Source organism: Lolliginicoccus lacisalsi, assembly GCF_014841105.1.
GTDB classification, from domain to species: Bacteria; Actinomycetota; Actinomycetes; order Mycobacteriales; family Mycobacteriaceae; genus Lolliginicoccus; species Lolliginicoccus lacisalsi.
Window position 1 is genome coordinate 228118 of the sequence record NZ_JACYWE010000003.1, and the last position, 12331, is coordinate 240448.

A 12331-nucleotide genomic window follows, 5' to 3' on the forward strand; every position below is an offset into this window, starting at 1 on the left:
CGGCACCAGAGTGGGACGGGTGACACCCACCCGACGGAACACGCCGCCCCGAAAGCCGCGCCGCATCATTGCCGCCGCAGCCACCGCTGCGGCAATACCGATCGGCACCGCGATCGCGCTCAGCGACCCGCATACTGTCGGCATCACACCGGCCTCTGTCACCGACGTCGCCGAGATCGCCCCGCACCTGCTGTCGCCCTACCCCGGGACCCCCGTCCCGCCCATCGATGTCAACGCCCCCGGCCGCGCCGCCTGGCAACTCGACGGCTGGGCCCGCGCCCACAGCGACGCGCTCGGCATCCCGCACCAAGCGATGATGGCCTATGGCAACGCCGCCCGGCTCCTCCAAGCGACGAACCCTGGCTGTGGCATCACCTGGACCACGCTCGCCGGCATCGGCGCCATCGAGAGCTGGCACGGCACCTACGAGGGCGCCTCCATCGACGGCAATGGCTACGCCCTGCCACCCATTCGCGGCATCGCGCTCGACGGTCGCCCCGGCATCGCCGAGATCCGCGACACCGACGGCGGCGAGCTCGACGGAGACCCCGAGTTCGATCGCGCCATGGGCCCCATGCAATTCATCCCCGCCACCTGGCGCATCTGGGGCAGCGACGCCGATGGCGACGGCATCGCCAATCCCGACGGACTCGACGACTCGGCCTACTCCGCAGCTCGATACCTCTGCGCCTCCGGCGGCGCCCTCCGGTCCCCGATCGGCTGGCGCACTGCGATCCTTGCCTACAACTACTCCGAGGACTACCTCAAGTCCGTCCACCTCAAGGCCACCCAGTACGGCCGCGACGAGGTATTCGTACCCGCGCCACCGCCGCCTCCACCACCGGAACCCGCGCCCGCTGAACCAGCGCCCGGCGAGGTGCCACCTCCGCCGCCAGGTGACGCACCGCCTCCGGGGGAACTGCCACCGGAAGAGCTGCCTGTGCCGCCGGGGGAAGCGCCACCGCCAGGTGACGCACCACCACCGCCGCCACCACCTCCAGGGGAGGCGCCGCCTCCGCCACCGGAGACCCAGGCATCGGCCGCGGTGCCCGCCGCGACCGAGCTCAGCGAGGAGGAGCGCCGGGCGCGCGCCGAGCACGCATTGCGCCGGATCGATGCGCACGTGCGCAACATGCTGGAGTTCATCGAGACGCAGCAGGCGTCCGAGCGATAGGCATCGGCGCGGCGCTGTGCACGGGCACGCGAGCCAGCAGTTCTGTGCGGTTTTGCACCCTGTCAAAGCCCAGGCAGGGTGCAAAACCGCACACTAGCCGAGCGGGTCTGGCGCGCGGCGACCGTGGAGCAACGCCTCGCTCGCCGGACCGGTCCTGGCAATCCCGAACGCCCCTGCGCGCCTGAAACCAGGAGGCCGCTGCGGCGGCTACCCTCAAGGCTGGCAAGATTGGTCATCGCGGAGCGTGCCGCCCCGCACGTTGTTGTCAGCTGCCAAAGGAGTGAGTCGTGGCCGTCATTGAACAGGTCGGAGCGCGCGAGATTCTTGATTCCCGGGGCAACCCCACCGTGGAGGTGGAGGTTGCGCTCGATGACGGAACCGTGACGCGGGCCGCCGTTCCCTCAGGTGCCTCCACCGGGGAGCACGAAGCCGTCGAGCTGCGCGATGGCGGTGATCGCTACCTCGGCAAGGGCGTGCAGCAGGCTGTCAATGCGGTGCTCGATGAGATCGCTCCCGCGCTGATCGGCCTCGACGCCATCGAGCAGCGCGCCGTGGACCAGGCGATGCTTGATCTCGATGGCACGCCCGACAAGTCGCGCCTGGGCGCCAACTCCATCCTCGGAGTCTCCCTGGCAGTGGCGCGCGCGGCCGCCGAGTCCTCGGGCCTCGAGCTGTTCCGCTACGTCGGCGGGCCCAACTCGCATGTGCTGCCCGTGCCGATGATGAACATCCTCAACGGTGGCGCGCATGCCGATACTGGCGTGGACGTGCAGGAGTTCATGATCGCGCCGATCGGTGCTCCGTCGTTCCGGGAGTCCCTTCGCTGGGGCACCGAGGTCTATCACTCCCTGAAGTCGGTGCTCAAGTCGAAGGGCCTCGGCACGGGCCTCGGCGACGAGGGCGGCTTCGCACCGGACGTGGCAGGTACGAAGGAAGCCCTCGACCTCATCATCGAAGCCGTTGACAAGGCCGGGCTGAAGCTGGGCAGTGATGTCGCGCTGGCCCTTGATGTGGCTGCCACCGAGTTCTACAAGGACGGCACTGGCTACCAGTTCGAGGGCACCGTGCGCAGCGCCGACGAGATGGCCGAGTTCTACCGTGACCTCCTCGGGGCCTACCCGCTGGTGTCGGTGGAGGATCCGCTCAGCGAGGACGACTGGGACGGCTGGAAGACCCTCACCGATGCGGTCGGCTCCTCGCTGCAGCTCGTCGGCGATGACCTGTTCGTCACGAACCCCGAGCGCCTGCAGACTGGTATCGATCGGGTTATCGCCAACGCGCTGCTCGTCAAGGTCAACCAGATCGGCACGCTGACCGAGACCCTCGATGCCGTCGATCTCGCGCACCGCAACGGGTACCGGACCATGATGAGCCACCGCTCCGGCGAGACCGAGGACACCACGATCGCCGACCTCGCCGTCGCTGTTGGCAGCGGACAGATCAAGACCGGCGCCCCGGCCCGCAGCGAGCGCGTTGCCAAGTACAACCAGTTGCTGCGCATCGAGGAAGCACTCGGTGACGCGGCCCGCTACGCGGGTGCCAGCGCGTTCCCGCGATTCACCTGGAGCAGCTAGACACACCCATGGGCCGGGAACGCGGAACCACCTCTTCGGCAGCCCGCCCGGGCAGGGAAGCGCGACGCAGCGCTGATCCCCGTCCCGGGCGGTCCGCGCTGCCGCGTCGCTCCGGTGCCTTGCACGGACCGGATTCCCGGGCCAGGGGCACGCAGGCAGCGGCGCAGCGCGCGGCTGCCCGCACCAGCAGCAAGCGCGGGAGCATCACCAGCAAGGCCGCGCCCCGGACCGGCTGGTCGACGCGGCAGACGTTCATCCTCGCGCTCGTCGTGGGGGCGCTCGTGCTGACCTTCGTCATGCCGCTGCGTACCTATTTCTCGCAGTGGAGCGAGGCCCGCCAGATCGTGGCCGAGCAGGAGCACCTGCGTGCCGAGGTGGCCGCGCTGCGGGCCGAGCAGGAACTGCAGGACGATCCCGCGTACATCAAGGAGCAAGCGCGCGAGAGGCTGCGGTACGTGTTCCCGGGCGAAACGCCGTACCGGGTACAATTCTTCGACGAGCAGAACCAGGACGGAACCGGCGACCAGCTACTGCCGGGCAGCCGCGACCCCTGGTACACACAGCTCTGGCGCGAGATGTCAGTGCAGCGAGACGAAGGACCCCAGCGCGAGATGAACATGCCCATCGCCCCCATCGAACAAGCACCCGCGGAGTGAGCGTGGCAGACGTCGCGCCCGCGGACCTCGCGGCGGTCGCGGCCCAGCTCGGTCGCGAGCCGAGGGGGGTGCTCGCCATAGCCTACCGCTGCCCGAGCGGCGAGCCAGGAGTCGTCCAGACCGCGCCCCGGCTGCCCGATGGCACGCCATTCCCGACGCTGTACTACCTCACTCATCCGCGGCTGACCGCAGCAGCGAGCCGCCTCGAGTCCGGCGGCATCATGAAGGAGATGAGCGACCGGATCGCCGCGGAAGCCGGGCTCGCGGCCGCCTATCGTGCCGCGCACGAGGACTACCTGCGGGAGCGGGACAGCATCGAGTCCCTCGGCACCGATTTCTCTGGCGGCGGCATGCCTGACCGTGTGAAGTGCCTTCATGTGCTTGCCGCGCACTCCCTCGCCAAGGGCCCCGGCCTCAACCCGCTCGGCGACGAGACCGTGGTCCTGATGGCCCGCGACGAGCCCGACCTGATCGGCACGGTCCTGCCGGGCGACTGGCCGGACATCGACGCCGAACAGAGGGAACCGCAGTGACCCGGGTCGCTGCGATCGATTGCGGCACCAACTCGCTGCGCCTCCTCATCGCCGACATCACCGAGGCTACCGATGGCTCCCGCGTCCTCACTGACGTGGATCGCCGCATGACCGTTGTCCGGCTGGGGCAAGGAATCGACGCCACGGGGAAGTTCCACCCAGATGCGCTCGCGCGGACCCGCGACTGCCTCGTCGACTATGCGCGCATCATCAAGGACGCCGGTGCCGAGCAGATCCGCATGGTCGCCACCTCCGCCACCCGTGATGCCCGCAACCGCGACGAGTTCTTCGACATGACCGAGGAAGTCCTCGGCGTTGTCATCCCCGGCACTCGTGCCGAGGTCATCACCGGCGACGAGGAAGCACGCCTCTCCTTCGTCGGTGCCGTCAACGACCTTCCCTCCAGTGACGGCCCCTTCATCGTGGTCGATCTCGGCGGAGGCTCCACCGAAGTGGTGTATGGCAGCAGCACGGTCGAGGGCGCGCGCTCCGTCAACATCGGTTGCGTCCGACTCACCGAGCGCTGCCTGCACAGCGACCCGCCCACCGCCGAAGAGATCGCGCAAGCCCGCGCCACCGCCCGAAGCATCCTCCGCGATGCCTTCAACAGCGTGCCCCTCGCGCCCGCGCGCACCTGGATCGGTGTGGCTGGCACCATGACCACCCTGGCCGCGCTCGCGCACCGCCACCCCACCTACGACTCCGCGCGCATACACCTGTCCACCATCCCCTTCGACAGGCTCCGCGAGGTGTGCGACGAACTGCTCGCCATGACCCGCGAGCAGCGGCTCGCGCTCGGACCCATGCATCCCGGCCGGGCGGACGTCATCGGCGGCGGAGCGATCGTCACCCAGATCCTCGCCGAGGAGATCGCCGCCGTTTCGCCCATCCGCCATCTCACCGTCAGCGAGCACGACATCCTTGACGGAATCGCCTGGTCCCTCGTCGGCAGCGCCTGACGTTCCCGGCCCCCTGCACGCCCCCGTAGCCCAATTGGCAGAGGCAAGCGGCTTAAAACCGCTCCAGGTGTGGGTTCGAGTCCCACCGGGGGCACCAGTGTGACCTGGCGCGGCGCACCCTCTAGTGTCGAGGGCAGAGGATCCGGCAGTACCGTCGATCAGGAGGATTCCCCACGCATGGCCACCAGCGATGACGCCACCACCGACGTGCCTGGTCCCGCGCCCGGGAAGCCACGGGCGGCCGAGCCCGACAGCCTGGACCTGTTCCGCACGGCCTTCCGTCGGCAACCAGCCGGGCTGGCCATCATCTCCGCGAACAGCCCCGAGGGGCCCGTCGGGATCCTGTCGTCCTCGGTGGCCTCCGTCGGCATCGACCCCCCGGCGCTGTCGTTCACCATCTCGACGTTGTCGGCGAACGCCCAAGCGGTCCGGCATGCACCAACCATGGTCGTGCACCTTCTCGACGCGGGCGATCTCGCGCTCGCCCAGGTGTTCGCGCCTCCCGGGAGCACGCGCTTCGGCCCGGACATGCAATGGGACCGCCTGCCCAGCGGCGAGCCCTTCCTCACGGATGTGGCCACGCGCATGCACTGCCGCGCCATCGGGCACATGGAAGTGGGTGAATCCGTGATCGTCGCCGCGGAGGTCATCGATGTGGCGCACAGCGACTCCCACGCGCTGCCGCTGGTCTACACCAACCGGGCCTTCCACGTGTTCCACGAGGTCCCCATCCGCTGATCCCGTGCGGCCAGTGGGGTATGCCTCGCGGGCCCGCGGCTCCCAGCCCGGCGAGGGTGCGAAGAACGACAGGTCCTGTCGAGAATGCTGTCGTTTTTCGCACACTCGCGGGGTAAGCGCACACTCGCGGGTCCGAGGCGGCGGGGCGACCAGCGCGCGCCACTCGCGGAAGCCGGGCACCGCGACCACCGGACCGCGCGCCACGATCCTGTATCGACAAGCGCATGTGCCCCGTCTCACCCCTGCGATTGGGTGTTCGCCCAGGTAAAGTAGGGGCTGTCCGTTTTGTCGTCGAATCGCTCGCCCATGGTGGAACTTCCGCTGCGGGCTGTTCGTTATCACGGCAAGATCAGGAATGATCCTCGGGCACCGAGCCAGTAGCCAGCCCGACAGCCTAGACGAAAGGAACTCACGGTGCGCACCAGCAGCAACCCGGTGTTCAAGAACTTGCCGAAGAGCCCCGGCGGATACGCGACGTTCGGCAGCGGCGCCGCGGGTGGCGCCCAGGCCGCCTATCAGCATGGGCAGACCCAGTACCGTGACCAGTACCAGCCTGCCACGCCTGACCGTGCCATGACTGTGGACGATGTGGTCACCAAGACCGGCGCCACGCTTGGCGTCCTTGTCGCCACCGCGGTGCTGTCGTTCTTCCTCACCAGCAGCAACCCAGGTCTCGCCCCGATCCTCGTGTTCGGTGGCATGATCGTTGGCCTCGTTCTCGTGCTCGTGGCCGTATTCGCGAAGAAGATGGACAACCCGGCGATCGTGCTCAGCTACGGCGCGGCCGAGGGCGTGTTCCTCGGCGCATTGTCGTGGTTGTTCGCCGGCGGCACGTCGACGATCATCTTCCAGGCCGTGATCGGCACCATCGGTGTGTTCTTCGGCATGCTGTTCGTCTACAAGACGGGCGCGATCCGCGTCACGCCGCGGCTGACCCGCATGATCGTGGCCGGCCTGATCGGCGCGCTGATCCTCATGGTCGCCAACCTTGTCGCGAGCTTCTTCATGGAGGGTGGCTTCGGACTGCGCGACGGCGGCCCCATCGCCATCATCTTCTCCCTGCTCGTCATCGGTCTTGCAGCGTTCAGCTTCCTGCTCGATTTCGACCAGGCAGATCAGCTCATCCGCATGGGCGCGCCGGAGAAGGCCGCCTGGGGCGTGGCGCTCGGCCTCACCATCACCCTGGTGTGGCTGTACATCGAGATCCTGCGCCTGCTCAGCTACTTCCAGGAATGATCACGTAGCTGGCCCATTCGCGACAACGACCCCCGGCAGGGATTCCCCGCCGGGGGTCGTTGCTATGTCGGGCTCGGTTGGGCCGAGTCCTTGGGCGGCGAGAGGTAGCTCGGTGGCAACCCGCGCCCCTGCGCAGGCTATCTGCCACCCATCGTGGGCTCCACCCACCCTCCGCGCACAGCTGCCACGGAAATATCCGTGGCAGCTGGATGCTAGGCGTGGCGGCTACGCGCTAACGGTGTTGGATTCGCTCAACCGGCAGTCACCTCAACTGGCAGCCACCTCAACTGGCAGCCACCTCAACCGGCAGTCACCTCAACCGGCAGCCACCAAGCCACGCGGCGGCCCCTGGGAAGCAGCTACCGCATGAGCATCAGCTGAGGCGCTCGAGGATGATCGCCATGCCCTGGCCGCCGCCGACGCACATGGTCTCGAGGCCGAACTGCTTGTCGTGGGTGGACAAGTTGTTCAGCAGGGTGGTGGTGATGCGCGCGCCGGTCATGCCGAACGGGTGCCCGAGGGCGATGGCGCCGCCGGAGACATTCAGCTGCTCCTCGTTGATACCGAGCTCGCGCGCGGAGCCGAGCACCTGCACGGCGAACGCCTCGTTGATCTCGAACAGGTCGATGTCGGAGATCGACATGCCAGCGGTCGCGAGGGCGCGCTTGGTAGATTCGATGGGGCCGAGCCCCATGATCTCGGGCGACAGGCCCGATACGCCGGTGGCGACAACGCGGGCGAGCGGGGTGAGGCCGAGCTCCTTTGCCTTCGTGTCGGACATGATGACCAGGGCTGCGGCGCCGTCGTTGAGCGGGCACGCGTTGCCGGCGGTGATGGTGCCGTCGGGCCGGAAGACCGGCTTGAGCTGCGATACCGCCTCATAGGTGGTGCCAGCGCGCGGGCCGTCATCGGTGGTGACGACGGTGCCGTCGGGCAGGGTGACAGGGGTGATCTCGCGCTCGAAGAACCCGGAGTTGATGGCTTCCTCGGCACGGTTCTGGGAGCGCACGCCCCAGCGGTCCTGGTCCTCGCGGCTGATCCCGGTCAGCTGGGCGACGTTCTCCGCGGTCTGGCCCATGGCGATGTAGGCGTCGGGCAGCAGCCCGTCCTCGCGGGGGTCGTGCCAGGTGGTGCCGCCCTGGGCAGCGGTGGCGGTGCGCTCCTCGGCCTCGGCGAACAACGGGTTCTTCGTCTCGGGCAGGGAGTCGGAGTTGCCGCGGAGGAAGCTGGAGACGCTCTCCACGCCCGCGGAGATGAACACATCGCCCTCGCCGGCCTTGATGGCGTGCAGGGCCATGCGGGTGGTCTGCACCGAGGACGCGCAGTAGCGGGTGATGGTGGTGCCGGGGAGGTTGTCGTAGCCCAGCATGATCGACAGGTTGCGGGCCATGTTGAAGCCCTGCTCGCCGCCGGGGAGGCCACAGCCCAGCATCAGGTCATCGATCTCGGTCGGGTCGAGCTCGGGAACCTTCGCGAGGGCGGCGGCGACCATCTGGGCGGCTAGGTCGTCCGGCCGGATCCCCTTGAGGGAGCCTTTCATGGCGCGCCCGATGGGGGAGCGGGCGGTGGAGACGATGACTGCCTCGGGCATGGGAACTCCTCGATCGATGGGTTGAGATGTGATGCGTGTCCCTACAGGCTAGTCCGGCAGCGGCGAGCGCTTGCCATGGCGGTGCTGCCGGGCGACACGGCGGAGGTGCGCCGCGGGCGCCACCCCGAACGGATTGCGCCGGCCGCGGTTGTCGATCTCGCGGGGCCCGGGCGCGGCGCGGGGCTGGCGGTGCCGGAACCAGGCCCGGTTGAGCGCGTTCCAGGCACGCACCGTGGGGCGCCGGGCCTCCACGGCCGCGGAGACCTCGGGGAGCTCCTCGAGCGGGCCGCCGTGCCAGATCCCGAGCGCGGTGCACATCACGGGGAGGATGTTGCGCGCGGCCAGCTCGTAGCCAGCGGGGGAGGGATGGAACCGGTCGGTGGAGAACATGCGGTCCGGCGAGGCGAGGAACTCGGGGGTGAGCAGGTCGGCGAGCGGAACGGGGTGGCCGCCCTCGGCGCGGGTGACGGCGGCCTGGGCGCGAGCGAGGCGCAGGCCCCAGCGGCGGATGACCGCGCGCAGGGGCTGTGGCACATCCGTGACGATGCCGAGATCGGGACAGGTGCCGACGATCACGACCGACCCCGCGGAATGGAGCCGGCGCACCGCGTCGCGCAAACGCCGTGCCGCGGCCCGGATGGACTGGCGGGCGGTCACATCGTTGGCACCGATCAGGATGACCGCCACATCAGGGGGGCTGCCTGCCACGAACGAGGCATCCACCTGGCCGGAGAGGCCCTTGGAGGTGGCGCCGCTGATCGCTTTTGTGCTCAGCCGCACGCGCTTGCCCGATTCCTCGGCGAGCCCACGCGCGAGCCGCACCCCCGGCGTCTCGTCGGCGAACGTGCAGCCCAGCCCGGCCGCGGTGGAGTCGCCGAAGATCATCAGGTGGAAGTCGGCGGACTTCTGGGAGCCCCAGCGCTCCGGCCGGCCGCCGGTGGGCGAGTACACCCCGTCGGCCTCGGGCGGGTAGGGCGGCAGCTTGCCGATGCGCAATCGCGCGATGCGAGCCTGCGCGGCGAGGAAGTGGTAGGTGCCCCAGCTCGCCGCGGCGGCGGTGGAGGCACCGATGACAGCGGCGGCAGCGGTCTTCGTGGACAGCGCCGAGAACGACGACTCGCTACCGATCACGGCGGTGTCGTCCTCGTCTGGCGGCATTCTTGGGACTCCTTCGGCCAAGGCTCGGGGCGCGTTGGGGCTGCTCCACAAATCTATACGTGGGACCGGCAACACGGATACTCTGGCGCACCGGGAGGGTCACGGTTTCCCCCGCGTTTCCCCGGGCAGCCACTTTCTGGAACGATAGAGGCATGCGCATTGCGAATCACGTGGTCGACCTCATCGGTGACACCCCGCTGGTGAAGCTGAACTCTGTCGCCGAAGGCATTCCCGGAATCGTCGCCGCCAAGATCGAGTACCTCAACCCTGGAGGCAGCTCCAAGGACCACATCTCGGTGAAGATGATCGACGCGGCGGAGGAGTCGGGGGCCCTGCAGCCTGGCGGAACGATCGTGGAGCCCACGTCCGGCAACACCGGCATCGGCCTCGCCCTCGTCGCCCAGCAGCGGGGATACAAGTGCGTGTTCGTATGCCCGGACAAGGTCAGCGAGGACAAGCGGAACGTCCTCAAGGCGTATGGCGCGGAGGTCGTGGTGTGCCCCACCGCGGTGCCGCCGGAGCATCCCGATAGCTACTACAGCGTCTCGGATCGGTTGGCGCGCGAGCTTCCGGGCGGCTGGAAGCCGGATCAGTACTCGAACCCGGCGGGCCCCGAGAGCCACTACGAGACCACCGGCCCGGAGATCTGGCGCGACACCGAGGGCAAGGTGACGCACTTCGTGGCCGGGGTCGGCACGGGCGGCACCATCACCGGGACTGGCCGGTACCTCAAGGAGGTTTCGGGCGGGGCGGTGAAGATCATCGGTGTCGATCCGGGGGGCTCGGTGTACTCCGGTGGCACGGGTCGCCCGTACCTCGTGGAGGGGGTGGGCGAGGACTTCTGGCCGAGCGCCTACGACCCCGCCATTCCCGACGAGATCATCGCGGTCTCCGACGCGGATTCGTTCGACATGACCCGCCGCCTCGCGCGCGAGGAGGGCCTGCTCGTGGGCGGCTCGTGCGGCATGGCTGTCGTCGGTGCGCTCGAGGTGGCCCGCAAGGCAGGGCCGGACGCTGTGGTGGTCGTGCTGCTGCCGGACGGCGGGCGCGGCTACTTGTCGAAGATCTTCAACGACGCGTGGATGTCGTCGTACGGTTTCCTTCGTACCCGGCTCGACGGCTCCTCGAAGGTCGCCTATGTCGGGGACGTGCTGCGTGGCAAGTCCGGCAAGCTGCCGGACCTGGTGCACACCCATCCGCAGGAGACGCTGCGCGATGCCATCGAGATCATGCGCGAGTACGGCGTGTCCCAGATGCCCGTCGTGGGGGCGGAGCCGCCGATCACCGCAGGGGAGGTGCAGGGCAGCCTCAATGAGCGTGACCTGCTCAGCTCCGTGTTCGAGGGCCGTGCCAACCTCGCGGACCCGGTGAGCTCGGTCATGGGCAAGCCCCTGCCGCTGATCGGTACCGGCGAGACGGTGGATGACGCGCAGAAGGCGCTCGCGGAGATCGACGCGCTGATGGTGGTCGAGGATGGCAAGCCGGTTGGCGTGATCACCCGCTACGACTTGCTCCATTTCCACAACACGGGCCGCGGATAGCAGAACGGCGAAAGGCCTCGCGATGATCCATCGCGAGGCCTTTGGCGTGCGTGCTCCTAGCGGGGAATGATATCGAGCGGAATGAACTGGCCGTTCACGGCGGCGCAGCCCTGCAGGGTCTGGAAGTCGCCCGCGAGCGCTGCGGTGCCGCTGCAGACGGGGGCGGAGTTGCCGTCGAACTGGACGGTGGACTGAGCGCCCGCGATGCCGAGGGCGAGGCCCGGGTTCGAGCCCGCGGCGTTCACGCTTGCGCCTGGTCCGATCGCGATGGCGAGCGGGCCGGCGAAACCGTCGGCGTTGACCGTGGCCATGCCTCCCTCGGCCGTGATGGCGAGGGCGAGCCCCTGCGGGCCCGAGGTCGCGGAGCAGGATGCAGTGGTGGCTTGCTGGCCTGGCAGGGCGGGGCACGCATCCACGGTCTGCGCCGCGCTGGCGGGAGCGGCGATCACGAGCGCAGCGGCAGCGGTGCCAAGGGTGGTGGCTCCGGCGGCGACAAGGTTTCCGAGTTTCATCAGGGTTCCTTCCACGAGGGCTGACAGCGGGGCAGTGGCCGGCCGATGGGTCAGCGAACCGGCTGCCCGCTATTCGGAACAGTATGTTATTCGGATTGGTCGTGTGGGGAATTCGACAGCAGAAAGCCCCGGACCGGGGAGAGGGGGTGATCCGGGGCCTTCCTGGCGCGCCGGGCGCTGCGGATCCGGGGCGGCGTGACCGGGGGAGGGTCAGCCGCGCTCGAGGGGGTATCCGGAGCGCGCCCAGGCGGCGGTCCCGCCGGCGACGGAGACGGCATCGTGGCCGGCCTGCGCGAGGATCATCGATCCCATCTGGCTGCGATTGCCCGAGGCGCAGATGACGAACACGCGGCCGGCGCGGGGGACCTCGTGGACGCGGTCGGCGAGCTCGCCGAGGGGGATGAGCATCGCGCCAGGCACACGACCGCGAGCGTGCTCGAAGTCCTCGCGGACATCGACGACGGTCGCGTTGCCGGTCCATGCGGTGTTGAGGGTGTGCACATCGACTTCGCGCATCGTAGGGCCTCCTTCGGGCTCTTTCGGATACCCCTGGGGGTATTGCTTGGACTCAGCATAGCGCGCGATCGCACATCTGGGAAGAGCGCGGCGGCGGGCGGGCGTGCGGGGGCGGGCGGTGTGGTGGACCATCCGCGGCCGTG

At 69.0% G+C, this 12331-nt stretch carries 12 protein-coding genes and 1 tRNA gene; 9 read left to right on the top strand and 4 right to left on the bottom strand.

The annotated features are described in order from the left end of the window. Positions 1–19 precede the first annotated feature (19 nt). The 8 genes from HT102_RS16280 (at position 20) to HT102_RS06780 (ending at position 6870) form a co-directional block, all read left to right on the top strand. On the top strand, positions 20–1174 hold the full coding sequence (locus HT102_RS16280) for a lytic transglycosylase domain-containing protein (protein WP_333473318.1): 1155 nt from the start codon (positions 20–22) through the stop codon (positions 1172–1174). A 287-nt stretch (positions 1175–1461) separates the two neighbouring features. Next, positions 1462–2748 (top strand): phosphopyruvate hydratase, encoded by a 1287-nt coding sequence (eno, locus tag HT102_RS06750; RefSeq protein ID WP_192038639.1) that lies wholly within the window; start codon positions 1462–1464, stop codon positions 2746–2748. Positions 2749–2867: 119 nt separating this feature from the next. After that, positions 2868–3404 carry an FtsB family cell division protein gene (locus HT102_RS06755; protein ID WP_192038640.1) on the top strand — a complete coding sequence of 179 codons (537 nt, stop codon included), beginning with the start codon at positions 2868–2870 and terminating at the stop codon, positions 3402–3404. A 2-nt stretch (positions 3405–3406) separates the two neighbouring features. Then, entirely contained in the window at positions 3407–3937 is a 531-nt protein-coding gene (locus HT102_RS06760; protein WP_192038641.1) for a DUF501 domain-containing protein, read from the top strand. After that, complete coding sequence (locus tag HT102_RS06765; RefSeq protein WP_192038642.1) at positions 3934–4896, top strand: Ppx/GppA phosphatase family protein; 963 nt, start codon at positions 3934–3936, stop codon at positions 4894–4896. The genes HT102_RS06760 and HT102_RS06765 overlap by 4 nt, the downstream gene beginning before the upstream one ends. 19 nt (positions 4897–4915) lie before the next feature. After that, a tRNA-Leu gene (locus HT102_RS06770) sits at positions 4916–4993 on the top strand. Positions 4994–5073: 80 nt separating this feature from the next. After that, a complete protein-coding gene (locus tag HT102_RS06775) occupies positions 5074–5634 on the top strand; it encodes a flavin reductase family protein (RefSeq protein ID WP_192038643.1) in 561 nt (186 codons plus the stop codon). Positions 5635–6048: 414 nt separating this feature from the next. After that, positions 6049–6870 carry a Bax inhibitor-1/YccA family protein gene (locus HT102_RS06780; RefSeq protein ID WP_192038644.1) on the top strand — a complete coding sequence of 274 codons (822 nt, stop codon included), beginning with the start codon at positions 6049–6051 and terminating at the stop codon, positions 6868–6870. 373 nt (positions 6871–7243) lie between these two features. Here the strand turns inward: HT102_RS06780 and HT102_RS06785 are convergent, their stop codons facing one another. Next, positions 7244–8461 carry an acetyl-CoA C-acetyltransferase gene (locus HT102_RS06785; protein ID WP_192038645.1) on the bottom strand — a complete coding sequence of 406 codons (1218 nt, stop codon included), beginning with the start codon at positions 8459–8461 and terminating at the stop codon, positions 7244–7246. Positions 8462–8509: 48 nt separating this feature from the next. After that, positions 8510–9619 carry an SGNH/GDSL hydrolase family protein gene (locus HT102_RS06790; protein WP_192038646.1) on the bottom strand — a complete coding sequence of 370 codons (1110 nt, stop codon included), beginning with the start codon at positions 9617–9619 and terminating at the stop codon, positions 8510–8512. Positions 9620–9771: 152 nt separating this feature from the next. Here HT102_RS06790 and HT102_RS06795 point away from each other — a divergent pair, with 152 nt between their 5' ends. Further along, entirely contained in the window at positions 9772–11160 is a 1389-nt protein-coding gene (locus HT102_RS06795) for a cystathionine beta-synthase (protein WP_192038647.1), read from the top strand. A gap of 56 nt (positions 11161–11216) precedes the next feature. Here HT102_RS06795 and HT102_RS06800 read toward each other — a convergent pair whose 3' ends face one another. Then, positions 11217–11672 carry a hypothetical protein gene (locus tag HT102_RS06800; RefSeq protein ID WP_192038648.1) on the bottom strand — a complete coding sequence of 152 codons (456 nt, stop codon included), beginning with the start codon at positions 11670–11672 and terminating at the stop codon, positions 11217–11219. A gap of 210 nt (positions 11673–11882) precedes the next feature. Further along, complete coding sequence (locus HT102_RS06805) at positions 11883–12188, bottom strand: rhodanese-like domain-containing protein (RefSeq protein ID WP_192038649.1); 306 nt, start codon at positions 12186–12188, stop codon at positions 11883–11885. Between the last annotated feature and the right edge of the window lie 143 nt (positions 12189–12331).

Coding starts and splice junctions, on each gene's coding strand:
- HT102_RS06800 (WP_192038648.1), bottom strand. CDS start 11,672: ATGAAACTCGGAAACCTTGTCGCCGCCGGAGCCACCACCCTTGGCACC.
- HT102_RS06805 (WP_192038649.1), bottom strand. CDS start 12,188: ATGCGCGAAGTCGATGTGCACACCCTCAACACCGCATGGACCGGCAAC.
- HT102_RS06775 (WP_192038643.1), top strand. CDS start 5,074: ATGGCCACCAGCGATGACGCCACCACCGACGTGCCTGGTCCCGCGCCC.
- HT102_RS06790 (WP_192038646.1), bottom strand. CDS start 9,619: ATGCCGCCAGACGAGGACGACACCGCCGTGATCGGTAGCGAGTCGTCG.
- HT102_RS06785 (WP_192038645.1), bottom strand. CDS start 8,461: ATGCCCGAGGCAGTCATCGTCTCCACCGCCCGCTCCCCCATCGGGCGC.
- HT102_RS06795 (WP_192038647.1), top strand. CDS start 9,772: ATGCGCATTGCGAATCACGTGGTCGACCTCATCGGTGACACCCCGCTG.